Source organism: Nonomuraea basaltis, from assembly GCF_005893125.1.
In the GTDB taxonomy this organism is placed as follows: Bacteria; Actinomycetota; Actinomycetes; order Streptosporangiales; family Streptosporangiaceae; genus Nonomuraea; species Nonomuraea basaltis.
Genome location: NZ_VCJS01000084.1, coordinates 24,121 through 50,964, shown reverse-complemented (window position 1 = coordinate 50,964; position 26,844 = coordinate 24,121). Strand labels below are relative to the sequence as shown.

Annotated in this window: 19 protein-coding genes and 1 pseudogene; 5 read left to right on the top strand and 15 right to left on the bottom strand. The window is 71.1% G+C overall.

All coding sequences use genetic code 11. From position 1 onward, the window contains the following. The 4 genes and pseudogenes from EJK15_RS33555 to EJK15_RS33540 form a co-directional block, all read right to left on the bottom strand. Window positions 1–526 (bottom strand): annotated as a pseudogene (locus EJK15_RS33555) (IS200/IS605 family accessory protein TnpB-related protein); the annotation flags it as partial. 373 nt (window positions 527–899) lie between these two features. Further along, a complete protein-coding gene (locus EJK15_RS33550; protein WP_138714500.1) occupies window positions 900–1,718 on the bottom strand; it encodes a universal stress protein in 819 nt (272 codons plus the stop codon). Window positions 1,719–1,844: 126 nt separating this feature from the next. Further along, the gene (locus EJK15_RS33545; RefSeq protein ID WP_138714499.1) at window positions 1,845–3,575 is read right to left on the bottom strand and encodes an L-aspartate oxidase; all 1,731 of its coding nucleotides are present in this window, start codon (window positions 3,573–3,575) and stop codon (window positions 1,845–1,847) included. A gap of 239 nt (window positions 3,576–3,814) precedes the next feature. Then, window positions 3,815–4,648, bottom strand: coding sequence for a helix-turn-helix transcriptional regulator (locus EJK15_RS33540; protein ID WP_171074676.1), 834 nt, complete (start codon window positions 4,646–4,648; stop codon window positions 3,815–3,817). A gap of 270 nt (window positions 4,649–4,918) precedes the next feature. Between EJK15_RS33540 and EJK15_RS33535 the strand changes: the two genes are divergently transcribed. Together EJK15_RS33535 and EJK15_RS33530 are read left to right on the top strand one after the other, a co-directional pair. After that, a complete protein-coding gene (locus tag EJK15_RS33535; protein WP_138714498.1) occupies window positions 4,919–6,340 on the top strand; it encodes an aldehyde dehydrogenase family protein in 1,422 nt (473 codons plus the stop codon). 278 nt (window positions 6,341–6,618) lie between these two features. After that, window positions 6,619–7,560 carry an RNA polymerase sigma-70 factor gene (locus EJK15_RS33530; RefSeq protein WP_138714497.1) on the top strand — a complete coding sequence of 314 codons (942 nt, stop codon included), beginning with the start codon at window positions 6,619–6,621 and terminating at the stop codon, window positions 7,558–7,560. Window positions 7,561–7,593: 33 nt separating this feature from the next. Here EJK15_RS33530 and EJK15_RS33525 read toward each other — a convergent pair whose 3' ends face one another. From EJK15_RS33525 to EJK15_RS33500, 6 genes are all read right to left on the bottom strand, one after another. Beyond that, window positions 7,594–8,847 (bottom strand): low temperature requirement protein A, encoded by a 1,254-nt coding sequence (locus tag EJK15_RS33525; protein WP_138714496.1) that lies wholly within the window; start codon window positions 8,845–8,847, stop codon window positions 7,594–7,596. Between the two features lie 129 nt (window positions 8,848–8,976). After that, entirely contained in the window at window positions 8,977–10,005 is a 1,029-nt protein-coding gene (locus tag EJK15_RS33520) for a FecCD family ABC transporter permease (protein WP_138714495.1), read from the bottom strand. An 82-nt stretch (window positions 10,006–10,087) separates the two neighbouring features. Further along, window positions 10,088–11,086 (bottom strand): FecCD family ABC transporter permease, encoded by a 999-nt coding sequence (locus EJK15_RS33515; protein WP_138714494.1) that lies wholly within the window; start codon window positions 11,084–11,086, stop codon window positions 10,088–10,090. Beyond that, entirely contained in the window at window positions 11,083–12,111 is a 1,029-nt protein-coding gene (locus tag EJK15_RS33510; protein ID WP_240777381.1) for an iron-siderophore ABC transporter substrate-binding protein, read from the bottom strand. The genes EJK15_RS33515 and EJK15_RS33510 overlap by 4 nt, the downstream gene beginning before the upstream one ends. Window positions 12,112–12,183: 72 nt before the next feature. Beyond that, window positions 12,184–13,089, bottom strand: a complete 906-nt coding sequence (locus EJK15_RS33505; RefSeq protein WP_171074675.1) for a lysophospholipid acyltransferase family protein — start codon at window positions 13,087–13,089, stop codon at window positions 12,184–12,186. A 20-nt stretch (window positions 13,090–13,109) separates the two neighbouring features. Then, window positions 13,110–13,829, bottom strand: a complete 720-nt coding sequence (locus EJK15_RS33500; protein ID WP_138714491.1) for a GNAT family N-acetyltransferase — start codon at window positions 13,827–13,829, stop codon at window positions 13,110–13,112. 408 nt (window positions 13,830–14,237) lie between these two features. On the opposite strand from EJK15_RS33500, the gene fusA reads away from it, so the two are divergent. Next, the gene (fusA, locus tag EJK15_RS33495; RefSeq protein ID WP_138714490.1) at window positions 14,238–16,262 is read left to right on the top strand and encodes an elongation factor G; all 2,025 of its coding nucleotides are present in this window, start codon (window positions 14,238–14,240) and stop codon (window positions 16,260–16,262) included. Between the two features lie 135 nt (window positions 16,263–16,397). Here the strand turns inward: fusA and EJK15_RS33490 are convergent, their stop codons facing one another. The 4 genes from EJK15_RS33490 to EJK15_RS33475 all read right to left on the bottom strand — a co-directional run bounded on the left by EJK15_RS33490 (window position 16,398) and on the right by EJK15_RS33475 (window position 21,844). Further along, window positions 16,398–18,968 (bottom strand): M14 family zinc carboxypeptidase, encoded by a 2,571-nt coding sequence (locus tag EJK15_RS33490; protein WP_240777380.1) that lies wholly within the window; start codon window positions 18,966–18,968, stop codon window positions 16,398–16,400. Between the two features lie 138 nt (window positions 18,969–19,106). Next, complete coding sequence (locus EJK15_RS33485) at window positions 19,107–20,063, bottom strand: hypothetical protein (RefSeq protein WP_138714488.1); 957 nt, start codon at window positions 20,061–20,063, stop codon at window positions 19,107–19,109. Between the two features lie 84 nt (window positions 20,064–20,147). Next, a complete protein-coding gene (locus tag EJK15_RS33480; protein WP_138714487.1) occupies window positions 20,148–20,921 on the bottom strand; it encodes a MerR family transcriptional regulator in 774 nt (257 codons plus the stop codon). A gap of 23 nt (window positions 20,922–20,944) precedes the next feature. Then, on the bottom strand, window positions 20,945–21,844 hold the full coding sequence (locus EJK15_RS33475) for an alpha/beta fold hydrolase (protein WP_138714486.1): 900 nt from the start codon (window positions 21,842–21,844) through the stop codon (window positions 20,945–20,947). Between the two features lie 216 nt (window positions 21,845–22,060). Between EJK15_RS33475 and EJK15_RS33470 the strand changes: the two genes are divergently transcribed. Further along, complete coding sequence (locus EJK15_RS33470) at window positions 22,061–23,140, top strand: serine hydrolase domain-containing protein (protein WP_138714485.1); 1,080 nt, start codon at window positions 22,061–22,063, stop codon at window positions 23,138–23,140. 288 nt (window positions 23,141–23,428) lie between these two features. Continuing rightward, the gene (locus EJK15_RS33465) at window positions 23,429–25,762 is read left to right on the top strand and encodes a rhamnogalacturonan lyase (RefSeq protein ID WP_138714484.1); all 2,334 of its coding nucleotides are present in this window, start codon (window positions 23,429–23,431) and stop codon (window positions 25,760–25,762) included. A gap of 60 nt (window positions 25,763–25,822) precedes the next feature. Here EJK15_RS33465 and EJK15_RS33460 read toward each other — a convergent pair whose 3' ends face one another. After that, window positions 25,823–26,830: a LacI family DNA-binding transcriptional regulator gene (locus EJK15_RS33460; protein WP_138714483.1), complete on the bottom strand. Its 1,008-nt coding sequence runs from the start codon at window positions 26,828–26,830 to the stop codon at window positions 25,823–25,825. Window positions 26,831–26,844: the final 14 nt, after the last annotated feature.

Genomic DNA, 26,844 nt, shown 5'->3' with positions numbered 1-26,844 from the left:
GCCGTTTGCCGCCCCGCACGATGTGCACCCGCCCGGCCTGCCAGTCCGCCCGCACGGCGGCCAGCCGATCGGTCAGCACGTGCAGGCGGCGAGACTTGGCGAACCACTCCTTGCGCGAGCGATACCCCGCCGGAGTGTCCTTGGTGGCCTTCTGGCCCACGGGCACGGAAAGGCGGCGCGTGATCGTCGCGATCGCGGCCTCGAGGTTCTGGATGTGGGCGAGCTGGCAGCGGCGGGCCAGTGCCCATTGGTCATGCGACGCCTTGGTGATCGCCCCGGCCCACCGCGCCGACGACAGCGCGGTCAGCTCGCGTTTGCGCTGCGCCCACCGGTCCGCGTCGTGCGCCAGCCCGTCCCGGCAGCGCACCGCAAGATCGCTGGAGGCCAGCGTGCCGAGATGCGCACCCACCAGCCGCAGCACCATCTCATCCCGGGCGCTCAGCCCCTTGAGACGATCCCGGACCGCCACACCCGACGGAGCGGCAGCGACGAACGGCGCCTCGATCGGTCGCAGCTGCTCAGCCATGCGCCGTGGCCTCCAGCGTCGTGCGGGCACAGCCGTTGGCCGAGCGGCAGGCATGTGAAGAGATCGCTGGATGGAGATCGCGAGCACCCCGGTACGCCTGCATGACGTCAACCCCACCTCCCAAGCCGTTACTGAAGGTGACGAATAGACTACCGAAGTTTGCCACCGTTGGGCAGAACATTTGAGCGATACGCAAGCCTTTATGGCCCGTGCGGCCGTGGCGTCACGCTTGCCCGCGCACCCTGTGTTCTCTACCAACCGTGAGGTTCACGGCGCACACTCCGGCATCAGCTCCTGTCATTTCGTGCACACTTACGCACACTCAAAGAACAACTGTTGCCGACCCCCACACGGCCATGTGGCGCGCAGGGACCTACCGATGGACCGGGATGATCGCCACGGGGCAGGTGGCGTGGTGGAGGACGGTCTGACTGACCGAGCCGTGCATCAGCGCGCTGAGCTCGTGGCGGTGGTGAGAGCCGACAACAAGCAGGGACGCCTCGGACGCGGCGTGCGTCAGCGTCCTGCCCCGCTGGCCGGTGAGAGACTCCTGGACGATCGTGACCGCGGGGTAGCGCTCCTGCCACCGGGCCAGGCGGTGCTCGGGCAGGGCCAGGCTTCTTGGACTGGCTGATCTCTCGGTGCTGACATGCGCCAGCATCAGGACATTCGCTGTCCGGGCGGCATGCGCGAACGCGAAGGCGAGCAGAGCCTCGCTCTCGCCATCGTCGGCGATGCCCACCACGACAGGTCCCCGTGGCGTGACGGGCCCGCGCACGACGACGACGGGGCAGGCGGCCTCGCTCCCGAGTCGGGCGCCTACCGATCCCAGGAGCAGGCCGCCTACTTCGCCGAGCCCGCGGCTGCCCACGACGAGGAGTTCTGCTTGGTGAGACCGGTGCAGCAGTGCGGTGGCGGGCTCGCCTTCCGGCAGGCTGGTGGTCACCTCGATGTCGGGTGCGACTTTTTGTGCACGGGCCAGTGCGGTGGCCAGGATGCGTTCGGCGGCGTGCCGGAGGCCGCCTTCGGGAGGCGCTCCCGGCGCCGGTCCGAGGGGTACTCCCAGGAGGGGCCAGATGAAGGCGTGGAGGATCTGCAGCGGCTGTCGGCGGCGTCCGGCCTCGCCAGCGGCCCACTCCACAGCTCGCAGGCATTCCTCGGAGTCGTCCACGCCTACGACTACAGGGCTCATCGTTGCCGTCCTTTCAGGGGGAGGGCGCCATTGCGCCGTCAGCGGTGTAGCGGGCGGCGACGATGTGTGCCGCGGTGTGGAATCGGGCAGCCGGGATGTTTCTTCGGCCGCATCGCCCGATGGTCGCTACTCGACGAGCTTTCCGACGCTGGAAACCTCGCGCATGAGCGCCGCGATCTCGACGGGAATCGGGGGGATGGTCTCCCTCTCCACCGATCCGGGACCGGACCACACGAGGTTGACCTGCAGTGCGGGGTCGAGATCGGGGTAGTCGGAGCGGTTGTGGCAGCCGCGGGTCTCGCGACGCTCACGTGCGGTCTCGATCGTCGCGCGGGCGGCGAGCGCTGCGGACTTCAGGTCGAAGGCGTGGGCCAGGTCCTGGAAGCCGGCGATGTCCGGGTGCACGCCGACATCGTTGATGCGCGCTTCTACCGCCTTAAGTTCGGCGAGGCCTTTCAGCAGGCCGCTCTCGTCGCGCACCACGCCGGCGTGCTCGGTCATGATGTCGCGGAGGGCTCGTTGCAGTGCGCGCACGTTCTCGGGGCCGTCGGCGGCCAGGAGTTGGTCCACCTCCGCCCGTGCCGCGTCGAGCGCCTCGGCCGAGCGGCGCTGGGCCTCCAGGCCCGCGGAATACTCGGCCGCCGCCTGCCCGACGATGCGGCCGAAGACGAGGAGTTCGATGAGTGAGTTGCCGCCGAGGCGGTTGGCGCCGTGCAGGCCGCTGGCCGCCTCCCCGATCGCGTACAGGCCGTCGACGCCCGTGCCGTGGTCCTCGGGTCGTACCCAGACCCCGCCCATCGAGTAGTGCGCGGTCGGTGCGATCTCGATCGGCTGCTTGGTGATGTCGAGCATCTGCAGTTCCAGGAGCGTCTGGTAGACACGAGGCAGCCGCGTCATGATCGTCTCGCGCGGCAGATGTGACACGTCCAGCCAGACGCCGCCGTCCGGGGTCCCGCGGCCTTCTTTGATCTCGGTGTACGCGGCCAGGGCGACGCGGTCGCGCGTGGACAACTCCATCCGCTCCGGGTCGTAGCGCGACATGAACCGCTCGCCGAGCTGGTTGCGCAGGATTCCGCCCTCGCCCCGAGCCGCTTCGGAGACGAGGGTGCCGGCCGCGTTCTCGGGTGCGATGAGACCGGAGGGGTGGAACTGCACCAGCTCGGGGTCGCGGATGCGGCAGCCGGCGAGGACCGCGAGGCGGAAGGAGTCGCCGGTGTTCTCGTCCCGCCGGGAGGAGGTGCGCCGCCAGATCCGGGTGTGGCCGCCGGCGGCCAGGATCACCGCGTCGGCGTGGATGACGTAGCGGCTGCCGTCGGTCAGGTCGAACCCGTACGCGCCGAAGACCGCGTTGTCGCGGACGAGAAGGCGCGTGATGTACACGGTGTCGAGGACGGGGACGTCGAGCTGTGCCGCGCGGTTGATCAGGGTGCGCTGGATCTCCAGTCCGGTGTAGTCCCCGGCGTAGGCGGTGCGCCGGTAGGTGTGGGCGCCGAAGAAGCGCTGCGAGATCCGCCCGTCCTGTTCGCGGGCGAACGGCATGCCGTAGCGCTGGAGGTCTTCGATGCCCCGTGCGCCCCCTTCGGTGACGATGCGCACCGTCTGGGGGTTGGCGAGGAGGTAGCTCTCCTTGAGGGTGTCCGCCGCGTGCTGTTGCCAGGTGTCCTCGGGGTCCATCGTGGCGAGCGCCGCGTTGATGCCGCCCGCCGCGAGAGAGGTGTGCGCGTCCGCCTTCGGCCGTTTGCCCACGGCGAGGACGCCGACCCCGCGCTCGGCGAGCTCGATCGCGGCCCGCAGCCCGGCTCCTCCCGTGCCGATGACCAGGACCGACGTGGCGATCCGTTGCTCTGGCGAATGCATGGTGCTCCCTTTGGCCGCATCGACGAAAACCCTTCCAGAAGCAAGACCGGGTAGCGGCGTGATTTGTGACATCCTCGTTGCTGCGCGCGGTCGCTCGTGCCGGATCCGGCCGCCCCTCGTACGAGGTCCTGGATCGCTTCGCCACCACGGAGGTCACCCCCATCGACGGCCAGGCGAACCGGTCTGGTCCGCGCGAGCGGCGTCTGATGGACGAGGAGGAGCACGCCAGACGCGACCTGCTAGACGCGCTGGTCGCCGATGACGGACAGCAGGCGCAGTTTGTCGCGGCTATCGCTGCCCGATGGCGCGGTGTAGACGACGAGCATCTGGGACTGGTCGGGGTCGATCAACGTCTGGCAGTGCAGTTCGAGCGGGCCGAGCTGCGGGTGCTGGATGCGTTTGGGCGGGCAGTACAGACCGGTGATCGGGTGCTCGCGCCACAGCGCGGTGAACTCGGCGCTCTCGGCGAGCAGGGCGTCGACGACCGCTGCCAGGCGCGGGTCCTCACGGTCGCGGGTGTACATCTCGTGCAGGTTCGCTGCGATCAGCCTGCTATGTGTTGGGTGGTCGTCCTCGGGATAGATGGATCGCGCAGTGGGGTCGGTGAACCACCGGTAGTGCGCGCTGCGGGCCATCCCGGTGCGGGAGGTCTCATCGCCGATCAGCGCCTTCGACAGCCGGGTCTGCTTCAGCGTTTCTCCGATGTGGTTCACGACCTGGGCGGCGGCGTTCTCGAGGCCGTCGAAGACGCGCATCATGCCGGGGTTGACGTGGTCGGCACGCAGGGTCCGCTGGGGGGTGGCGTAACCCGCGAGACGGAGCAGATGATCGCGTTCCTCGAGAGACAGGCGCAGGCCGCCGGCGAGGGCGGCGAGCATCTGCTCTGACGGGTGCGGCCCGCGTCGCTGCTCCAGCCTGCTGTAGTAGTCGACCGACATGTCGGACAGCACGGCCACCTCTTCGCGCCGCAGCCCGCCCGTACGCCGCCGCCCGCCACGGGGCAGCCCTACGTCTTCTGGCTGCAACGCCTCCCGGCGGCTTCGCAGGAATTCGGCGAGTCGGACCCGGTCCACGATGGTCGATCTCCTCTGCGCGTTGTCGGAGTGGGCGAATCGCGACCCCGGCCGGCCGGCGGGAGGCCGCATGTACGGTCGCCTACGCATTCGCCCCGGCAACACTTCCTGGCCGGAAATGTTTCCCCCGGGGTGTCGAGTATCGAGGCGCCGGCCGCCCGGATCCATGTTCTGCCGGTCCCTGGATCGGCGAGACGGGGATCGAGCCAGGCCGGATCCCCGGATTGGGAGAACATTCCTCCGGCCTCGCCCTGCTGTCAGGGTCGTTGCATGAGCACAGCACTGAAGACAGCAGCCCACTGGATCGGCGGCCAGAACGCCGCCGGATCCACTCTCATGATCGACGTGGTGAACCCGGCGACCGGCGAAGTCATAGCTCAGGTGCCGGACGGCACCACGGCAGACGTCGACCAGGCCGTCGCCGCGGCGACCGCGGCCTTCCCCGGCTGGGCCGCCACCGACCCGGCCGAACGCGGGCGGGTCGTCGGGCGCATCGCAGACGGATTGCGCAGCCGGGCCGAGGAGATCGCCACCACGATCACCCGCGAGATGGGCGCCCCCATCACGCTGTCCCGCACCGCGCAGGCGGCGTTCCCGGTGGCGGTGGCGGCGTCCTTCGCCGCGCTCGCCCCCACCTTCGACTGGACGGAGCGGATCGGCAATTCGCTGGTGGTGCGTGAGCCGATCGGCGTCGTGGGCGCCATCACGCCATGGAACTTCCCGCTCCAGCAGATCGTCTCGAAGTTGGCGCCCGCCCTGCTGGCGGGCAACACCATGGTGTTCAAGCCGTCGGAGATCGCGCCGCTGACGGCGGCGATCCTGGCCGAGGTCGCGGCCGAGGCGGGGCTGCCCGCCGGGGTGTTCAACATCGTCCATGGCACGGGCCCGGCCGTCGGTGCGGCCATCGCGGCGCATCCCGGCATCGACATGGTGTCGTTCACCGGCTCCACCCGTGCGGGCCGGCAGGTTTCCGCGGCGGCCTCGGAGACCGTCAAGCGGGTCACACTGGAGCTTGGCGGTAAGTCGGCCAACATCATCCTCGACGACGCCGGCTTCCCTGAGGCGGTCGCTCGTGGCGTCGCCATGGCCTTTCCCAATGGCGGTCAGGTTTGCGGCGCGTGGTCGCGGATGCTGGTGCCGGCGTCGCGGCAGGAGGAGGCGGTCGAGCTGGCCGTGGCCGCCGCCGCCACCTACGTCGTCGGTGACCCGACGGACGAAGCCACCCACATCGGCCCGATGGCCTCCGAGCAGCACCGGCAGCGGGTCAACGGCTACATCGAGCGGGGCATCGCCGACGGTGCCCGGCTGGTCTTCGGCGGCCGGGGAAAGCCCGCAGGGCTGGACGGAGGCGCGTACGTACGGCCGACGATCTTCGCCGACGTCGCGGCGGACGCGGTGATCGCGCAGGAGGAGATCTTCGGCCCGGTCCTGACCATCATCCCCTACAGCGGCGACGACCAGGCCGTGGAGATCGCCAACAGCACGATGTACGGACTCACCGGCGCCGTGTCCGGCAGCCACGACCGCGCGATGGCGATCGCCCGCCGGCTGCGCACCGGCCAGGTGGACGTCAACGGCGCCGACTGGAACGTCCTGGCACCGTTCGGCGGATACAAGCAGTCCGGCAACGGCCGCGAGTTCGGCCGCCACGGCCTCGAAGAGTATCTCGAGACCAAGTCCATCCAGGGCTGATCCTCCTGCCACCACCCCGCCCGGCCGCACGGCCGGCTCTGCCACGGCAAGCTCCACAGCGGCCTTCCGCGGCTGCCACCGGAATCGCGGCATGGGGTGACCGCGTCGCTGTCTGTGAGAGCAGACGTCTGGCCGGCCGCTGCGCCGGAGGAGATCTTCCTGGACTGTTCCCCGCTACTGGCCTGTCCCCGCTGTTCAAGGGGTAGGCGGCAGGTAACAGTCCAGGAAGGTCCCGAAGCTCGGACTACCGACGAGGGGGGACGCCGGAGCAGGGGGCGATGACAGTGGCGGATACCGTGCCGACGAGCGAATCTGGCGGACCGGAAGATCTCGAACAGGCCGTGGCGGTGTTCGACGGTGTGCGGCCGCGCCTGTTCGGGATCGCGTACCGGATGCTGGCCAGTGTCACCGAAGCCGAGGATCTGGTGCAGGACGTCTGGCTGCGCTGGCAGGCGTATGACCGCGCCACGGTGGACAATCCGGCGGCGTTCTTGGCGACGACGACCACGCGGCTGGCCATCAACGCCGCCCAGTCCGCCCGCGTCCGCCGCGAGACCTACCTCGGCCCATGGCTGCCCGAACCGGTCGACACCGGCGGGGATCCCTACCTCGGCGCCGAGCGCGGCGAGGCCCTGGAGTTCGCGGTGCTGCTGCTCCTGGAGCGGCTCTCGCCCACCGAACGCGCGGCGTACGTGCTGCGGGAGGCATTCGACTACCCCTACCGGCAGATCGCCGACATCGTCCAGCTCAACGAGGCGGCCGTACGCCAGCTGGTCAGCAGGGCCCGCAAGCGCGTACTCGTCGAGCGCCGCACGCCCGTGACCGGAGCCGAACAACGCAGGCTGCTGACCGCCTTCGTCACCGCGGCCCGCTCCGGCGACCTCACCGCGCTGGAGGAGCTCTTCGCCGCGGACGTGACCAGCTACTCCGACGGCGGCGGCGCCGTGCGCGCCTCTCGTTTCCCCGTGGCGGGCGCGTCGCGGGTGGCCAAGTACGTCAAGGCATTCGCGGACCGCTTCTGGACCGGTGTCGACGTGGCCTGGGCGACCACGAACGGCCAGACCTCAGCCCTGCTCAGCCGCGACGGACAGGTGTTCACGGTCCTCACGGTCAACGCCTCGGAGCAGGGCATCGACCAGGTGCTGTGGATGATGAACCCGGCCAAGCTCACCGCGGTGTCCACCGGGCCTGACCCGCCACCAGCCACGCAGGGCCGATGACCCTGCACCAGCGTGGACCGTCCCAGATCTCCTTTACGCCTCGCCGGAGCTGGAGGATTGCGGGCCATGACGACGCGCTCCAGCGCGGGCCCCAACGACTGCGGTCCAGATCGTGACGGCGACCAGCACGACGCAGATGGCCGCGATCACCGCGACCACGGCGGCCACACCGATCCAGGGCGTCGCGAGCGGCAGCACCAAGATGACGATGACGCAGCCCAGAACCACAGCGGGAAAGAAGACGGGCGTTGCGACGACAAGTGCGTGTACCGCCCACAGCAGAGCGAGATACACACCGACCGGGATGGCGACCGCGTAGCCGAGTGCCAGCGGTGATGCCGCAACGGCGTGCCCGCTCTGCTCCACCGCCACTTCGAGCCCGGCGCCGAGGGCCGCCAGGGCCGCGAAGATGCCATAGTGGCCGTATCCCCACAGGTAAGACCGATGACGGCGGTCGCTGAGACCTTCGCCGGCCTCTACGAGGAAGTAGAGCCACCAAAGAGCGAACAGCAGGACGAGGCCGGAGAAAGCGATGACGACGAAGCCACCGCTGATCTCGCCTGCTTCGAGCGCTCCTTCGACTCCCCTGCTCGCGGCGAGGACACTTTCACCGAGCAGAATGATGGTGAACAGGCCGTAGCGCTCGGCGATGTGGTGCGGGTGCCAGTTGGTGGCCCTGGCCCGTTCCGCCCACCGTGGCACCGCGAGTTCTAGGACGACCAGGCAGGCGAAGAGCGGCAGCGCGGAAGACGAGGGCAGGGCGCCCGTATCCACGAGGAGGAAGCGAAGCACCCATCCCAGCTGCACGAGGCTGATGCCGGCGGCGTAGCGCCGCGCGGTGCGGCGGCTGTCCGGGTCTTCTAAACCGGCCCGCAGCCATTGGGAGACGAGCGCCACCCTCATGATGAGGTAGCCCAGCGTGACAACACCGTAATCGGAGTCGCTGATCGCGGCGGGCACACCGGCGGCGAGGACCAGCACGCCGGCCATCTGCACCATGGTCAGCAGCCGGTAGGCGACGTCGTCGGTGTCGTAGGACGAGGCGAACCAGGTGAAGTTCATCCACGCCCACCAGATCGCGAAGAACACCTGGAGGAACGGCACCAGCTGGGCCAGGCCGTGACCGTCGGCGATGCTGTGCGCGAGTTGGGCGGTGACGGCCGCGACCGCGACCACGAAGGTGAGGTCGAACAGGAGCTCAAGCTGGCTCGCGGCGCGGTGCGGCTCGTCGATGGGGCGAGCGCTCATCCGGACCCGGATCCGGATCGTGGTGCTGGCTGGTGGCAAGGGCTCACTCCTGTCGCTCTGGGAGTCCGGTCCGTCTGAAAGACAGCGCAGCATCCCGATCTGTGACAACGCGACGCCGAGAATACGCATCAGAAGCCCTACGTGCCCCGGGCGAAGACCTCGGGCGACCTACCGGCGGCGTGTCCTGGCCAGGAGCCACAGCAGGATCGGGGCTCCCAGGGCGCCGGTAACCACGCCGACCGGCAGTTCCACGTCTGGGATCAGCAACCTCGCGATCAAATCCGCGCCCAGCACGATGAATGCGCCCGCGAGGCCCGAGGCCAGCGGTGGTGGCCAGGCGGTGCCGGCCAGGCGGCGGGCGATTTGCGGGGCGGAAAGGGCCACGAAGGCGACGGGGCCCGCTGCTGCTGTTCCGAAGGCCACCAAGGCGACACCCGTCATCAGGAGTGTCAGCCTCGCCAGCTGCACCGGGGCGCCCAGGACGACCGCCAGCTCGTCGCCGAGTTGGAGCACCTGGCTCCAGCGGGCCAGCAGGAGGGCGGCGGGTGCCAGCACGGCCAACGCGATCGCCAGGGGCATCACGTGGTCCCAGGTGCGGCCGTTCAGGTTGCCGAACAGCCAGCCGAGCGCCTGCTGTGCCTGAAAATCGCCGCTGGTGACCATGAGGTACTCGGTGGCGCTCGTGCAGATCCACGACAGGCCGATTCCCACGAGGACGATGCGGTTGCCGGTGGCGCCGCCGCGTCTCCAGGCCAGCAGGTACGTGATCAGCGCGGCGAACACGGCCCCGGCGAAGCCCAGCACCTGGAGTCCGACGCCGAGGCCCAGGGCGATCCCGGCCACCACGGCGACGCCCGCCCCCTGCGTGACGCCGATCATGTCAGGGCTGGCGAGCGGGTTGCGGGTCATCGTCTGGAACAGCGCGCCCGACAGGCCGAACGCGATGCCCGCGAGCAGCCCGGTCAACGCCCTGGGCAGGCGCAGCTCGCGTACGACGAACGCGGTGCCCTGGTCTCCTGTTCCCAGCAGCGACCCGACGACCTCGCCGAGGCCGAGCGGGACCTCCCCCAGCCCGATGCCCAGGCAGAACGCCAGGAAGGCGGCCGCGGCCACGGCCAGGCACACCAGGATGAGGCGGGGGCGCAGCACGCCGGAGATGGGCGGTACGGACAGCCGGAACGTGACGACCTGGCTCATCACAGCTCCCCTGACCAGCAGCGTATTCCAGCCCGCTCCATCACATATCCCCCCGAACACCGATGCAGTACGGCCCGTGCCGTCACAGCTCCGCCAATCGCCGGCGCCGGGCCAGGACGACGAAGAACGGACCGCCGATGAAGGCCACCAGCAGCCCCGCCTGCACCTCGATCGGCGGTGCCACGACGCGGCCGGCGATGTCGGCGGTGAGCAGCAGGCACGGTCCGAGCATGGCCGCCAGCGGCAGCAGCAGCCGGTGGTCGGCCTCCGAGCCGTCGCGCCTGGCCAGGGCCCGCGCCAGGTACGGCACCACGAGCCCGACGAACACCACGGGCCCGATGGCCGCCACGGCCGACCCGGTCAGCAGCATGACGGCCGCCGCCCCCTCCAGCCTGACCAGCCCCACCCGGCGCCCAAGCCCGCGGGCCACGTCGTCGCCCAGCGCGAGGCTGTTGAGCCCCGGCCCGCACGCGAACGCCAGCCCGGCCCCCACCAGCACGAACGGCAGCAGTTGCGGCAGCACATTCCCGCCCGTGCCGGACAGCGATCCCGCCGACCAGAACCGGAACCGGCTGAGCGACTCCGGGTCCACGAGCACGAACGCGCTGGTCACCGAGCTCAGCAGGAACGTCACCGCGACCCCGGCCAGCGCCAGTTTGACCGGCGTCATCCCGTCGCGCCCCAGCCCGGCCAGCCCGTACACGACGACGCTGGCGACCAGGGCGCCGGCGAAGGCGAACCACACGAACCCGCCCGGCGCCCCGACCCCGAACACCCCGATGGCCAGGACCACGGCGAACGCCGCGCCCGCGCTGACGCCCAGCACACCGGGGTCGGCCAGCGGGTTGCGGGTGAGGGCCTGCATGAGGGCGCCCGACAGGCCGAGCGCCGCGCCCGTCAGCACGCCGATCAGCGTGCGCGGCAGGCGTACCGACCAGATGACGTCCAGGATGTCGCGGTCGGTCACCGTGCCCGCCAGGGCTCCCGCCACCTGGTCGAGCGGGATCTGGCGGGCGCCGAGCGAGAGCGACAGCAGGCACACCACGATCAGCGCGCCCGCCGCGACCCCGAGGGCCTTCACGTGACCTTGGTCGCCGGGTCGCCGTCCACCGCGGTCGCGAGCTTGGGCACGAGCATGTCGAGCACGTACGGCAGGCTCAGCACGGTGAGGAACGCCACGGAGTCGCCCTGCGGAGTGCTCTCCTGCAGGAAGACCTCCCTGCCCTCCGTGGCCACCTTGAGCCCCTTGTAGACGCTGTCGCCGTGCAGCTCGGCCTGGCCCTTGGGGATGTCGGTCACGCTCCAGACGATCGCGTCGGTGTCGAGCAGGTCGAGGCGCTCCCTGCTGATGTTCGCGCCGAACTTGTCGCCGATGGCCTTGTCGAGGTCGGTGGGGAGCTGGAAGCCGAGCGAGCCCAGCAGGCGGGAGCGCGCGTCCTGGCTGCCGAAGACGAAGTAGCCCTCGTACACGGTGGCCATGAGGGCGGTCGCGCCCTTGAACTCGGGGTGCTCCTTCCGCACCTGCGCGAACCGGTCCTCGACCTGCTTGACCAGCGCTTCGCCCTCGGCGGCCTTGCCGACGGCGATGCCGGCCTTCTTGGTGAGCTCATCCCATGGGATGCCGTAGTCGATGTACTCCTTGGGCTGGGCGACGGTCGGGGCGATCTTCGACAGGGTGGTGTACTGCTCCTGGGTGAGCCCCGAATAGAGGCCGATGATCAGGTCGGGATTGAGCGCGGCGATCTTCTCGAGCTGGGGGCCGCTGCCGGTGTCCTTCAGGACCTGCGGCACGGTGGCGCTGCCGAGCTTGTCCTTGGCCCACGGGCCGATGGCTCCCGGGTGACCGCCGAACCACTCCGTGGTGGCGACGGGCACGACGCCGAGGGCGAGCAGCGCGTCCTGCTCCACGAGGCCGACGGTGACGACGCGCTTGGGGGCGGCGGGGATCGTGGTGCTGCCGTACTTGTGCGCCATCGTCACGGGGAAGGCACCGGCCGCGGCCGTGGCGCTGCCCGCGCCGGTGGCGGGCGCGGGGGCGGGCGCGGTGGAGCCGCAGCCAACGATCGTGATCAGGACGAGCGCCACGAGGGTGAGCGTGCGTGTCAAAGAACGGCTCCTCAATAGATCAATGCCGCCTATTTAGGCGAGGCTAACCTAATGGATGAGCGTCCGGCAATGTCAAACTGCATGATCGGCCGTCGCGGTCACGCCGAGGGGCCGCCAGGCGGCCTCCAATGCCTCCGTACGCGTTCCGTGCGCGTCATCGAGGACGTTGGCGCGTACCCGGGCCTCGGCGATCCTGGCCAGTGCCGCGCGGGCGTCCGGCCGCCGGCCGGCGAGGGCGGGCCGTATCGGGGTGAGGAGCGTCACCTCGACGGCGAGATGCCGGGTCGCGGCGACCCGCAGCAGGGAGGCCAGCAGCGAGTCGTCGCCGACGTAGCAGGCGCGGGTCGAGGTCGCCGCGCCCTCCCGGTAGCGGAGCGTCGCCGGTCGCACCGGGGCGCCCGCGTCGATCGCGGCCTGGAACACCGCCGGCCGGAACCCGCCCATGCCGCGCCCGCACCAGGTCGTCCCCTCGGGGAAGGCGACGACCGTGTCGCCCGCCCGCAGCGCGCTCGCGATCGCCGCGACGGTCGCCGGCAGCTCGTACAGCCGCTCCCTGTCGATGAGCAGCGCCCCCGAGCCCGCCACCAGCGTCCGGACGACCGGCCATCCGGCGATCTCCCGCTTGGCCAGCGGCCGCGACGGCACCGTGGCCGCGATCACGATCGGGTCGAGCCAGGAGATGTGGTTCGCCACGACGAGGCCGCCCTCGCCCTCCGCTCCCGGGGCGACCTCGACCCTGATGCCGAGGGCGCGCAGCAGCAGCCGCGCCCACACCCTCGTGATCTCCGCCCGCCGGGCGGCGCGCACCCTGCAGGTCGCGAGGGACAGCGGTACGCCCGCGAGCACCACGAGCAGCGCCGCCGACAGCCGCGCCACCAGGCGGACCGGCCCGGCCTGCGCGGCCGGGACCTCCACGCAGGCGGCGGGCGAGCACGGCCCGAGCGGCCGCCAGGGGTTGAGCTGCGCGACCGAGCTCACCACGGCACCTCCAGGGCCGCTCACGGCGTCTCTCCCAGGAAGTAGCGCAGGTAGCGGGCGTTGACGCGGGCCATGGACAGCAGCACGAAGAAGTCGGCGGTGCCGAAGTCGCGGTCGTGCGCGGGCGCCCCGCACACCCAGGACCCCAGCCGCAGGTACCCGCGCAGGAGTGCGGGCGGCACGAACCGGTCGGTACGGACCGCGCCCCGCCCGCTGCGCCACGGATCGCGCGGCGTGACCCGGTACTCCTCCGGCCCGAGCGGCACCCGCTCGGCGACCGCCGCCGCCACCGCCCCCTGGTCGTCGAGCGGCACCGAGCAGCAGCCGGCCAGCCACTGGTGTCCGCCGCTCACCATGTACCGAGCGATGCCCGCCCACATCAGGCCCACGACCGCGCCGTCCCGGTGGCCGGGGTGCACGCAGGTGCGGCCGGCCTCGACCAGGCCCTTCCTGATGGGGGCGAGGTTGCGGAGATCGAATTCCGCGTCGGAGTAGAGCCGGTCGGTACGGCCCGGCGGCAGCAGCCGGTACGTGCCGACGACCTCGGCGCCGTCGCGTACGAGGAGGTGGTCGCAGTAGGCGTCGAACCTGTCTGCGTCGATCCCGGAGACGGGGCTGTCGAGCCGCGCCCCCATCTCCTCGGCGAAGACCTCGTACCGGAGCCGTTGCGCTGCCCGCACGTCGGCTGCGCTCGTGGCCATGCCGACCGTGTACCGACCCGTGTCAAGAGAGATCGTCATGGGGCGCGTCCTTCCCTGAAAGCGTCTCGCGCCTATGTCGACATGCGGAAATGACGGCGGCGTCTCTCTTCGGCGGCAGGCAGGCGTCCGCGTGATGAACCTCACGCCCGGCGGAAAACCCGTTTCTCTGGTCACGCCGGTTTCACTACACTCGCCTCGAACCGACGCACCGCGATCGACGAGGGAGAGGAGCCGGCCGTGCGCCACAGCACCGCTGCCGTCGTCCCCCCGTCGCGCTACGAGGTGATCCTGGTGTCTTCGTCGCCCCGGTGCCGGCTGCGCGGCCGTCACTGGACGTCCTGACGAACATCCGCCCTTCTGCCGAGGGGTTCCCGCCTGCCCGGACCCGGGCCGTTCGCCGGGGAATCGCGCTGTCCTGTTCCCATGCGTCATGAAGGGCCATAGGCCATGCGCACTCGTGTTTCCAACCCGCTGACCGCCATCCGCAACCTGGGCATCCTCGCCCACGTCGACGCCGGCAAGACCACCGTCACCGAGCGGATCCTGTACCTGACCGGCGCCACCTACAAGCGCGGCGAGGTGCACGACGGGACGACCGTCACCGACTTCGACTCCCAGGAGCGCGACCGCGGCATCACGATCTTCGCCGCGGCGGTGAGCTGCGTCTGGGACGGCCACTGGATCAACGTGATCGACACACCGGGCCACGTCGACTTCTCCGACGAGGTGGAGCGCTCGCTGCGGGTCCTCGACGGCGCGGTCGCGGTGTTCGACGGCGTGGCCGGGGTCGAGCCGCAGAGCGAGTCGGTGTGGCGGCGGGCCGATCGGTACGGCGTGCCGCGCATCGCGTTCGTGAACAAGCTGGACCGCGCCGGCGCCGACCTGGACGCGGCGGTCGCGTCGATCCGGGCGCGACTGCACCCGTCGCCGCTGGTGGTGCAGCTGCCGATCGGCAGCGAGGACGCGTTCACCGGGGTCGTGGACCTGCTGCGGATGCGGTCGCTGGTGTGGGCCGATGGCGGCGGGGCCGAGGAGGGCCCGGTGCCGGACGCCCTGCTGGACGAGGCGCGGCGGCGGCGCCGGCTGCTGGAGGAGGCGGTGGCGGAGCTGCATCCGGGCGCGCTGGAGGAGTTCTGCGCGGAGCCGGCGATCTCCGCGGCGACCCTGGCCGCCGCGCTGCGGGACCTGACGCGCAGCGGTGCGGGCGTGGTCGTGCTGTGCGGGTCGGCCTACCGCGACCGGGGGATCGAGCCGCTGCTGGACGCCGTGGTGGCGTACCTGCCGTCGCCGCTGGACGTGCCGGCGGTGCGGGCGCAGGACGGCGGCGAGCGGGCCGCGGACCCGGCGGCGCCGCTGGCGGCGCTGGCGTTCAAGGTGAGCTCGACCGCCACCGGGCGGCTGACCTACCTGCGGATCTACTCGGGCACGATGCGGAAGGGGGACACGGTGCTGGACGCCGGCGCGGGACGTACCGAGCGGGTGGGCCGGATCCTGCGGGTGCAGGCCGACCGGCACACCGACGTGGAGCGGGCGGTGGCCGGGGACATCGTCGCGGTGGTCGGGCTCAAGGGCGCCCGCGCCGGCGCCACGCTGTGCGCGCCCGGGGCGCCGCTGGTCCTGGAGCCGCCGGGCGTGACCGAGCCCGTGGTGTCCGTGGCGGTCGAGGCCCGCAGGAGCACCGACGCCGACCGGCTGGCCGCCGCGCTGGCCCGGCTGGCCGAGGAGGACCCGTCGCTGTCCGTGCGGGCCGACGCCGAGACCGGCCAGACGCTGCTGTCCGGCATGGGCGAGCTGCACCTGGAGGTGGCGGCGGAGAAACTCCGCCGCCACCACGGGCTGGACGTGGCCGTCGGCCGGCCGCGGGTGGCCCACCGGGAGACGGTGGCGCGCGGGGTGTCGGGGCTGCTGTACCGGCACGTCAAGCAGGACGGGGGCGCCGGCCAGTTCGCCCACGTCGTGCTCGATGTGGAACCGCTGGACGGCGAGGGCTTCGAGTTCCGCTCGTCCGTGGTCGGCGGGCGGGTGCCGCGCGAGTACGTGCGGGCGGTCGAGGCGGGCTGCCGGGACGCGCTGGCCGGCGGCCCGCTCGGCGGCCATCCGGTGACCGGGCTGCGGGTCACGCTGACCGACGGGGCCACCCATCCCAAGGACTCGTCCGAGCTGGCGTTCCGCGCGGCGGGACGGCTGGCGCTGCGCGAGGCGCTGCGGGCCTGCGAGATGGTGCTGCTGGAGCCGGTGGCCGAGGTCACGGTCACGGTGCCGGAGGAGTCCGCCGGCGGCGTGCTGGGCGACCTGGCCGCCCGGCGCGGCCGCGTCTCGGGCTCGACGGCCCGCGCCGGCACGGTGGTGATCACGGCGACGGTGCCGCTGGCCGAGCTGTTCGGGTACGCGACCCGGCTGCGTAGCCGAACCCAGGGCCGGGGCACGTTCACCACTCGGCCCGGCGGGTACGCGCCGGCGCCCGGCCGGTGACACCAGGCCGGGCCGGAGCGGCGAAGTGACGAGCCGGCCCGGCGGCGCGAAAGGCCGCCGGGCCGGCTCGTCGTCATGGCGCTATGACGGTCACGCCCGTGGCACCAAGGCGCGGTGACCGTCGCGCCCGTGGCGCTAGGGCGTGGTGACGGTCGCACCGGTGACCGCGGCCGACCAGTACAGCGCCCTCGCCACCTGCGGGAACAATCCCTTCGGGTGGTTGCGGAACAGCGGCTCCGTGCCGAACAGCACCACGGCCGCGCCCCGCTCGTCCCTGCCGCTGACCACGGCCGCCTGGCCCCTGGCCGCGTCCGGGCCGCCGGTCCCGTTGTCGTTGGGCCGCCAGTGGCCGGAGACGAGCGGCCCGTCGGCGGCGTACGACTGCTCGACCGTCACCTCGGCCCCGAGAGCGGTGAACCAGCGCGGCGAGTACACGAACGAGTGCTCAGGCGACCCGCTGCCGACGGGACCGCCGGACGAGACCGTGCGCACCACACCGTTGGCGTCGCCACGGCCGGCGACCGCGGTCGCGGTGAGCAGCCCGGCTGCGGCGTTGAACGTCGCGCCCGTGCCGCCCCGGGTGATCACGCCGCCCGTGGCGAGGAACGCGTCGAGCGCCGTACGGGCCGCCGGGTTGAGCGCCGCGTGGCTGAGCCCGCTGGAGACGTACAGCACATCGGTCCCGCTCCAGTCGAAGCCCGCGTTGAGCACGGCCGTGGAGACCGGGGTGACGGGGAAGCCCAGCTCGCGCAGCGTGAACAGCTCGTCGGCGGACGCGGCCGCGGCGACCCGCACCTGCGCCAGCGGCGTGCCCGTGGCCGGCCCGGCCGGGGTGAAGGCCACGCCGTACCGGTCGGACACCGTCCTGGCGGCCTGCCGGGCCCCTGCCGGTACGATCGCGCTCCCGTCGTTCGCCCAGGTCACCGTGACGCCCTGGGCCAGCAGGTCGTTCACCGCCAGGACCTCCTTGGCGTCGGTCACCTTCAGCGCGAGCGGCCCGATGGCACGCGGGACCGACCCGGTGGGCGCGGCGGCCTTGACCGGCTCCGACGACACGTGGAGCGAACCGGGGGCGACGCTGTCCACGGAGGCGCCCCAGAGCAGGCCGTGGCTCCAGCCGGAGATGTCGTACATCGCATCCACCCTGGGCGAGATGTCCGCGCCCGGCTCCAGCATCACGTTGGCCAGCCCGCGCTTGGGCTGGCGCATGTCCACGACGTAGGACCCGGCCGGGTACGTCGTGCCGTTCGCCCGGAACGGATGCCTGGCCCGCTCGACCCGTACGTCGTTCGCGATCAGGTGGTCGACGAGGCGGGCGGCGGCGGTGGCGGAGCGCCGGCCGGTGATGACGTACGCGCGGGGGTAGGTGGTGTTGTAGACGTCCTCGGGGCCGAAGCCGGGCACGATGCCGAGCGGCACGACCTTGGACGGCTCGCCGGCCGCGCCCCGCCGGAAGACCTCGATCTGGTCGGCGATCAGCTCGTCGTGCCTGGTCCCCACGAAGCCGTACGTGGCGCGGATCGCGGCGGCGGCCACGTCCGTGTTGATCGCGGAACGGCGGCGCAGCTCCTCGGCGGGCAGCTGGTTGTAGTCGGCGTTGTTGACCCGCAGCGGGATCTCGACGGTGTGCGAGGCGACCGTGCCGTGGAAGGGCGCGTACTGCGGGGTGAAGATCGGCGGCCAGTCGTCCCAGCCCTCGGCCGAGTCGCGGAACGGGATCTGCGGCGGGTGGACGCCGTCCTTCTCGAAGGTGTACCCGAGCGCGTTGACGGCGGCTTCCATGCCGAGCCCGTTGGCATAGGTGTTCTTGATGAAGACGTCGTACTCGTAGTTGGCGCCGTGCGGCGGCGTGGTGGGCTCGATGAGCGTGCCGTTGACGTAGCCGTGCAGGTCGATCATGGCGACCGGCTGGGTGTCGATCATGATCTGGCGCATCGCCCGGACCTCGGGCTGGGAGGCGGTGACGAAGTCGCGGTTGAGGTCGAAGCCGGCGCCGTTGGCCCGAACCCCGTTGACCCGGCCGTCGGGGTTGGCGGTGATGTTGAAATAGAGCCTGGTGCGGGCGAGGAGCGCGGCCGTCTGCGGATCCTTGCTGGTCGCGAGCTCTTCGATGGTACGCAGAGCGGCGTCGGTGCCCTCCCACTCGTTGCCGTGGATGTTGGCATTGACGAAGATCGGCGACTTGTACCTGCCGGCCAGCTTCCTGTCGCGGGCGGCGCCGGCCGGGTCGTTCTCGATGCGGTCGCGGATCTTGCTCTGCTCGCCGGCCGCGCTCCGGCTCTCGGGGGCTGTGACGGTGACGAGGTAGAGGTCGCGCCCCTGGTGCGTGCGGCCGGCGATCTCGACGCTCACCCGATCGCTGCGCCGCTGCAGGTCGTTCAGCTTGGGCGCGATGGCGTGGTACGGGACGAGGCCGAGCTTGATGGAGGCGTCGGCGGGGTTCTCGGCGGGGATCGGGAGCCGGATCTGCCTGGGGTAGCCGCGGTCGCGGGATATCCCGTACGACTCCGTCTCCGGGGTGCGGCGAAGTGACTCTGCCTGCTGCCCCTCCTCCACTCCGGCCGCCACCTCGTTCCGCTCGGGACCGTTGCCGAAGTCGCGTACGGCGGGGTGGGGCGGCTCGACGGGATCGGCTGTCGCCGCCCCTGGCGGGACGAGGAGCGCGGCCGAGGCGGCGATGCTCAAGAAGGCGATGGATAAGCGCACGGCGTCCTCCACGGATGAGAAGTGCGGTCTCGTCCGTAAGTTTTCAGGACAAACCGCACAGGACACCGTGATCATAGCGACGCGTGGCCGGCACCCCCGATGCGCGCGCCCGCCGGCACGGCCCCCTCGGCCGTCAGCTCATCGGGCGCGCCACGGGCGCGCGTGCTCGTCGACGATGCTCGCCAGGTGCTGGACCCTGGGTACGGCGCGAGCCCGCAACGCGGCGGCGAGATCACCGGAGGCCACGCCGGCGCTCTCGCCGGAGCCGGTGGCCATGTCGATGCCGACCAGGTCGCTCCAGACGGCGCGCCCGGCGAGCATCCCGGACGCTCCCGCGCGGCAGGCGGCCCGTACGGCGGCCGGGAAGTCGTCGCGGTCGACGCCCTGCGAGAGCACGACCCACGGGACCGGGATCACCTCGTCGAGCCGCGCGCACTCCTCGACCAGCCGCTCCTCCGGCGCCGCGCCCGCGAGCGGGACCTGGGCCTTGTACAGGCTCGGACGCAGCCCGGCCAGCTCGGCGGCTGCCGCGCGGATCGCGGCGGGCCCGTCGAACGCGGCATCCGCATCGTGTTCACCCGCGGAGAGGGCCGGTTTGGCCACGCCCTCGAGGACGGAGAGCAGGCCTGCCCGCGCGCACCGCCGTACGAACTCGGCGGCGACGTCCAGGCGGCGCTGCCGGTGCTCGTCGTCGCGCCAGATGAGCAGGAGCTTGGCGGCGACGGCGCCGGCCCGCCGGGCGGCGGCCAGGTCGACCCGCTCGTCGATCGACGTGTCCTCGACGGGGCCGTCCGGGGCCTGCTGGAGGCTGTCCACGGCGACGATCAACCCGCCGCGGACCAGCCGCTCGGCGGCCACCCGGTCGAAGCCGTAGTCCCGGTCGATCAGGAATCCGGACGCGTGCGGGCCGACCTCCCTGGCCACCGCCAGCTTGAACGCGGTCAGCGTGTCGTCGCCCACCCGCTCGCCGGTGGCGGCGGCGTACATCTGCCTGAGGCTCTCGCGCTGATCCATGGCGACCATGGCGAACCCGCCCGACGGGCGGGCCAGCAGGTCGAGCGTCGGCGCGGGCGTCTCGGTCTCGGAGGCGGTCATGCGGGGCTCCAATCGGAGAGCGATCTCGGATCCCGGCCAACAGCATGTTGTCACTATAAATTCACAACCCGCAGGCGGCAGTCCTCAACCCGGGGCCACGCGCTCGAGCTTGGTCCAGCCTGTCCAGCCTCGCTGCTTCAGCAGCTCGATCAGTCGACGGGCCGGCGGCGCGGTGTCGAACGCCAGCGTGTCCATCAGCTTGACGAGCGGTGGCTCGATATCGGTGTCGTCGACGTAGTCCTCGCCCTGCTCGTCGGCCGTTCGCGTGATGTAGGCGGCCAGCTTGTCGGCCAGCTCGACCAGCCGCGGGTCGTCGCCGGGCCGGTCGAGAGCCTGGCCCAGGGTGCGATAGAAGTCGATGAGCTGCGGGTCGGCGATCTGCTCCTGCTTGCGTGCCATCCACTCCGGGACTCGCTCGGGTGAGTGCGCGGCCAGCGGGATCCAGCCGTCGCGTTCGACCTGGATGATCCGCTCGTCGACCCCGAGCGCTCGCAGTCGGTCGAGGTACTCGACCACCTGCGGGGGCAGCGCGAGGCTGTCCCCGGAGGCGAGCCGGGCTATCTGCTCGCGGTGCCGCTGCCGCTGCCGGATCTCCGCCCGCAGCCGCTTGTCGATGTCTGCGATCGCCGCGGCGAACTCCTCCTCGTCGGCCTGTAGCAGCTCCCGCACCCGCGCCAGAGGAACCCCGGCCTCGGCGAGGGTCCGGATTTTGATCAGCTCGACCACGGCGCCGGCGTCGTACCTGCGGTAGCCGGAGTGGTCCCGCTCCGGCTCCGGCAGCAGCCCCTTGGCGTGGTAGTGCCTCACCGCGCGCACCGTCACTCCGGCGTACGACGCCAGCTCGCCGATGGTCAGCATCTGACCAGCCTCCCAGGAGTTGCTCAGGAGGTCGCCTGGCCGGCTGGGCCTTGTGCACTCCGGATGATCTGGGCGATTTCCGGGGCATGGGTGAAGACCAGCCGGTGGTCGGCGTCGAGCCAGGACATGGCGATGTGCGGCTGCTCGCGGACAAGCCGCCCGACACCGGCACGCCAGTTCTGATTGAACCGCGGCGCGTGCCCTTCGCCGCTGTCGCCGGCCATCGAGGTCGACATGATCATGCTGATGGGCCGGTCGATCTTCCTGTACCGGTCGAGGATTTCGGACCGAATCACATCGATCTCGAGGTTCAGGTCGAGAATCTCCTGGGCGGTGAGCAACACCTGACGCGCGGTGCCCCGCTCGGCCTCCTGCTGCGTCGCCAGGTCCTCCCACATGGCGCGGAACTCCGGCAGGGCGGCCTCGGTGATGAACGGTTCGGGCACCGGGTTCGCCCCGTCGATGAGAACGAGCTCGGCGACGGTGCCAGGATGCTCGGAGGCATAGTGCACGGCCAGGTCAGCGCCCAACGAGTAGCCCACGAGCACGGGCGCCCCGGGCGGGTCGAGGCGTCCCAGCTCCGTCATCACTGCGACGAGATCGCTGAGGAACGCCTCGAAGGAGTATCGGTCGGCGGCCGAGGCGAGGCCATGGCCCCGGAGGTCGAAGGTCACCACGTCGTGGTCGCGCCACAGCAGCTCGGTCAGCTCGTGCAGGTCGGCCTGTGTCGAGTTCAGCCCAGGGCACAGGACCAGCGGCCGTCCCCGGCCGTCGCGAGACACCGGGATCGTGACGCCGTCGTGGTGGATCGTGAAGTGCCGCATCGTCCTGTCGCCTCTCTCCGCCCGCTCCCCATCGTCGTCGTGGTCGCCGTACGACTTGCGCAGTCCGGCGACCTCGATCGCACTGGTTTTCGTGGTCATGCCACCATGCTGAGAGATTGACGCTGCGTCAGGGTCAAGCGGCGCGGCGACATGACGTCCGCACACCCGCGACCGCCGGCTTCTGGGCCACCGAACCGAGAAGATGATCTCGGCTGGCCGCCGCTTGGCGATCACCTCGACGGTAGGGAAGACCCCCACCCCAACAGGCAGGCAGGCGTGACTGATCCTGAGTGATCTTCCCGCGACATTGGAGGCATGACGAAATTGCTCGCTGCTGCCGTCGCCGGTTCCCTGGTCCTCGCCCCTGTCACCCCCGCCTTCGCCGCCGCCGCAACGCCCTCGCCGCAGTCCCGCCTTGACCTGCTCACCACCGAGGACGGCATGGCGGGCGCGTTGAGCCAGGTGCGGAGTCCGGGCGGCGCGACCGTGACCCGGCGCTCCGGCACCGCGGAGCGGGGCACCGGAAAGCCGATGATCGGCCCCCAGGGCCGGTTCAGGATCGCCAGCGGGAGCAAGCCGATCATTGCCGCCACCGTGCTGCGGCTGGTCGATCAGAAGAAGGTCGACCTGGGCGCCAGGGTGGAGCGTTACCTGCCCGGGGTGCTGCGCGGCACCGGCGACGGCGCCGAGATCGACGGTCGGAAGATCACCGTCCGGATGCTGCTGCAGCAGACCAGCGGCCTGCCCGAGTACTTCAACGCGATCGAGTGGAAGGAACCCTTCCCGGACTTCCTGCAGGTGGCGCTGGCGCTCAAGCCCACGCCCCGCGGCTCCTTCGCCTACGCCAACACCAACTACCTGGTCCTCGGCATGATCGTGACGGCAGTGACCGGCAAGGACTTCCGCCAGGCGAGCCGGGACCTGATCCTCAAGCCGTACGGGATGCGGGACACGTATTGGCCGGCCAAGGGCGACTACGGCATCCGCGGCCCGCACGCCCACACCTACGGGGTGCACCCCGGCCAGCCGCAGGGCGGCGAGGTGGACCTGACCGACCAGCTGCCCACCTACGAGTTCGGTGCCAGCGGCGGCCTGGTCTCCACTCCCGAAGACCTCAACCGGTTCTGGCGTAAGGCCCCGCTGAGCAAGATGATGACCCGGCCGGTGAAGGTCGAGCAGGAAGGCTGGCCCGCGGGCGCCCGCTACGGCTACGGCGTGGCCGGGATGAAGTCGAGCTGCGGCTACGCCTACTTCGCCGCCGGCGACATGCCGGGGGCCGCGGTGTTCAGCGGCCGGGACCGGGCCGGGCGCGCCGCCACCGTCTACGTCACTGGCGTGCCCGAAAATCGGCGGCACCTGATCGACGCCTTCGTCGCCGCGATGTGCGACCGCTGAGTCCGGGTGGCCAGGCGGCGGCCCGCTGACGCGGCTGCGGCCCAGGTGAGCCACAGCACCGGCGCCGTTCTCTTGGAGATCGCGCGGTAATTCGCAGAGGAATGGGAGACAGGCGAATTCATTCACTGCAAACACGTGCATTAATTTCGCGAAATGCACCGGAAAACAATCCTTGACAAACCGCACAGCCTCCCAATAATCTCCGTCCGTAATTATATCGATTTAATCCGCCAGGGACGCGGGGGCCACCGCGCCCCCATGCGGGCATCACCCTCAGGAGCCCGTGACATGAGACCACCCAGCGGCATCCGCCGCGCGCTGACCACCGCCTTAGCCGCCCTCCTCTGCGCCCCTCTGGCCGCGCTCCCGGCCGCCGCGGACTCCGACGGCGGCCATGGCCGGCCGGGCGCGGGCGTACAGCTCGAATACCTGGACCGCGGCCTGGTGGCGGCCGCCACCAGCGAGGGAGTGTTCCTCAGCTGGCGGCTGCTGGGCGACGAGGTGTCCGGCCACGGCGCCACCGGCATGACCGGCGCCGACTTCCGCGTCTACCGCGACGGCCGCCCGGTCGCGACGGTCACCGACAGCACCAACTACCTCGACGCCACGGGAGCCGGCTCCTCCGAGTACCGCGTCGCCCCGATCGTCAAGGGCCGGGAGGGCCGGCGCAGCGCCGCCGCCACGCCTTGGGTTAAATCGTTTTATGATCTTCGGCTCACGAAACCGGCCGATGGAGTGACCCCGGCGGGCGAGGCCTACACCTACTCGGCCAACGACATGAGCGTCGGCGACGTGGACGGCGACGGCCAGTACGAGTACGTCGTCAAATGGGACCCGTCGAACTCCAAGGACGTCTCCCAGCGCGGATACACCGGCAATACGTACGTGGACACGTACGAGCTGGACGGCACCCTGCGCTGGCGGCTCGACCTGGGCGTCAACATCCGCTCGGGCGCCCACTACACGCAGTTCCTCGTCTACGACTTCGACGGCGACGGCCGCTCGGAGATGATGCTCAAGACCGCCCCCGGCACGAAGATCATCCGCTACGGGGACCGCGGCCAGGTCGTCTCCGAGCGATACGTCACGATGCCGAGGCAGGACGTCAAGGCCGGCCACGCGCACGGCGACGACTACCGCAAGAGCGCGGCGGACTACTTCGACCACGTCGTCGCCATGTTCGAGAAGTGGCACGAGCACCCGGAGGTGGTGGCCGGGCGCTGGCCGAAGACGCTGGAGCAGGCCTTCAGCATCGAGCCGAAGCACCAGTACCCGTTGTCCCACGAGGCCGCCGTGGAGCTGGCCACGCACTTCGTCGACGTCTACGCGCCGGGCCGCAGCGGCAACAACCGGCTGCGGGAGTTCGCCGGGTTCGTCATCACCGGCCCCGAGTACCTGTCGGTGCTGGACGGCGCCACCGGCAGGGAGCTGCAGACCATCCACTACAAGCCGGGCCGCGGCGACGACGGCCTGATGTGGGGTGACTACGCGATGGGCCGCATCGAGCCGGGCAACCGGGTCGACCGGTTCCTGTCCTCGGTCGCCTACCTGGACGGCAAGCGGCCGTCGGCGGTGTTCGCGCGCGGCTACTACACGCGCACCACGCTGGTCGCCTACGACTGGAACGGCAGGAAGCTGAAGGAGGTCTGGTACGTCGACAGCGGCCACGCGCCGATGACCAACCCGTTCAACGCCTCACCCCACGGCGTGCCCGGCGCCGACCCGGAGTACGCCGACATCACCACGCAGGGCTTCCACTCGATGAGCGTGGCCGACGTGGACGGCGACGGCAGGCAGGAGATCGTGTACGGCGCCGCGACGATCGACGACGACGGCGACGTGCTGTACTCCTCGTTCGCCGAGGGCCCGCCACAGAGCAACGTGCCGGGGCAGAACGTCCGGCTCGGCCACGGAGACGCCATGCACGTCGGCGACCTCGACCCCGACCGCCCCGGCCTGGAGATCTGGACGGTGCACGAGGGCGGCCCTTGGGCACCGTACGGGTGGGCGATGCGCGACGCCGCCACCGGCGAGGTGCTCTTCGGCGGCTACAGCGGCGTGGACACCGGGCGCGGCATGGTGGGCGACATCGACCCCGCCCTCCGCGGCCTGGAGGCGTGGTCGTCGGTGCCGTCCAACCAGGCGATCCAGGCGGGCCTGTGGTCGGTCCGGGGCGACCACCTCGGCAGGAGCACTCCCGGCACGAATATGAGCATCCGCTGGGCGGCCGACATGACGACCCAGATCGTCAACGGCGCCGCCACCACCGTGCTGCAGACGCCGACGATCGACGACTGGAAGCGCGGCACGGTGCTCACCGCGGAGGGCACGCTGGCCAACAACTGGACCAAGGGCAACCCGGGGCTGGTGGCCGACGTGTTCGGCGACTGGCGGGAGGAGCTGCTGGTCCGCACGGCCGACAGCACCGCGATCCGGATCCACCTCAGCACGGAGGTCACGAACCGCAAGCTGTACACGCTGATGCACGACCCGCAGTACCGGGTGGAGGTGGCCAGGCAGCAGACGGGCTACAACCAGCCGGCGTATCCGAGCTTCTACCTCGCCTCGGACATCGACTGGTCGCGGGTGCCGGTGCCGCGCATCTGGACGCCCAGGAGCTAGGGGCGGCGCACGTCAGGCCGGCGCGGGGGTGCCGGCCTGACGCGTCGGTGGGCAGGGAGGTCAGCCGGTCGACTCGCGCGCCACGACCGTGAAGCGGCTGATGAACTCCCGCGCGACCCGCTGGTTCTTGCCCTTCTCCGCCAGCCGCCCGACCAGGAACCGGACGGCCGTGCTGGCCATGAGCGGGTGGTCGGGGTCGATCGACGACAGCGAGGGCACGCTGTAGGCGCCTTCGGCGATGTTGTCGAAGCCGATGACCTTGATGTCCTGCGGCACGCGTACCCCGGCGTCGGCGAAGCCGCGCAGCGCCCCGATCGCGACCGTGTCTGTCACGCAGAAAACGCCGTCGGCCTCGACCCCGGACTCGCTCAGCCGGCGCGCGGCGGCGGCGCCCTCCTCCATCGTCAGCACCTGGATGTGGATCAGGAGCCGCGGGTCGATGGGGATGCCCGCCTCCTCCAGGGCCTCGCGGTAGCCGTCGTAGCGCAGGCCGGAGACATCGACGTCATCGCCGGGCCGGCCGTCGATCAGCGCGATGCGGCGGCAACCCCGCTCGATCAGGTGCGCGGTCGCCGCCCGCGCGCCTTCGACGTTGGGCATCGCGACGTGGTCCACGGGCCCGTCGAAGATCCGCTCCCCCAGGATGACCATGGGGTAGTCGACCTTGAGCAGGTCGGTGTCGGCCGGTCCCAGCCCGACCGTACTGAGGATGAGCCCGTCATAGAGCCGGTTGCGGGACAGGGCGAGCGCGGCGAGCTCGCCCTCGCGCGAGGCGCCGGTCTGCTCGATCGCCACCTTGAGGTTGTGCCGCGCCGCCGCCGCGATGATCGCGGCGGCGAGGTGCCCGTAGTAGGGCCGGTCCACCTCGGGCACGGCGAGCCCGATCGTGCCGGTACGCCCGGTGCGCAGGTTGCGCGCCGCCACGTTGACCCGGTAGTCGAGATCGGCGATGGCCCGCAGCACACGCTCGCGGGTTTCGCTCTTGACGTGGGGATGATCGTTGATCACGTGTGACACGGTCATGGCGGACACACCCGCGGCCTTGGCCACGTCCTGGATCGTCACCATTCGTTCATCGCCCG

Bases quoted from the DNA above. Each gene is read 5' to 3' on its own strand.
- EJK15_RS33550 (WP_138714500.1), bottom strand. From the start codon at position 1,718: ATGAGCCCTGTAGTCGTAGGCGTGGACGACTCCGAGGAATGCCTGCGA.
- EJK15_RS33545 (WP_138714499.1), bottom strand. From the start codon at position 3,575: ATGCATTCGCCAGAGCAACGGATCGCCACGTCGGTCCTGGTCATCGGC.
- EJK15_RS33535 (WP_138714498.1), top strand. From the start codon at position 4,919: ATGAGCACAGCACTGAAGACAGCAGCCCACTGGATCGGCGGCCAGAAC.
- EJK15_RS33530 (WP_138714497.1), top strand. From the start codon at position 6,619: ATGACAGTGGCGGATACCGTGCCGACGAGCGAATCTGGCGGACCGGAA.
- EJK15_RS33520 (WP_138714495.1), bottom strand. From the start codon at position 10,005: ATGAGCCAGGTCGTCACGTTCCGGCTGTCCGTACCGCCCATCTCCGGC.
- EJK15_RS33500 (WP_138714491.1), bottom strand. From the start codon at position 13,829: ATGACGATCTCTCTTGACACGGGTCGGTACACGGTCGGCATGGCCACG.
- fusA (WP_138714490.1), top strand. From the start codon at position 14,238: ATGCGCACTCGTGTTTCCAACCCGCTGACCGCCATCCGCAACCTGGGC.
- EJK15_RS33485 (WP_138714488.1), bottom strand. From the start codon at position 20,063: ATGACCGCCTCCGAGACCGAGACGCCCGCGCCGACGCTCGACCTGCTG.
- EJK15_RS33480 (WP_138714487.1), bottom strand. From the start codon at position 20,921: ATGCTGACCATCGGCGAGCTGGCGTCGTACGCCGGAGTGACGGTGCGC.
- EJK15_RS33475 (WP_138714486.1), bottom strand. From the start codon at position 21,844: ATGACCACGAAAACCAGTGCGATCGAGGTCGCCGGACTGCGCAAGTCG.
- EJK15_RS33470 (WP_138714485.1), top strand. From the start codon at position 22,061: ATGACGAAATTGCTCGCTGCTGCCGTCGCCGGTTCCCTGGTCCTCGCC.
- EJK15_RS33465 (WP_138714484.1), top strand. From the start codon at position 23,429: ATGAGACCACCCAGCGGCATCCGCCGCGCGCTGACCACCGCCTTAGCC.
- EJK15_RS33460 (WP_138714483.1), bottom strand. From the start codon at position 26,830: ATGGTGACGATCCAGGACGTGGCCAAGGCCGCGGGTGTGTCCGCCATG.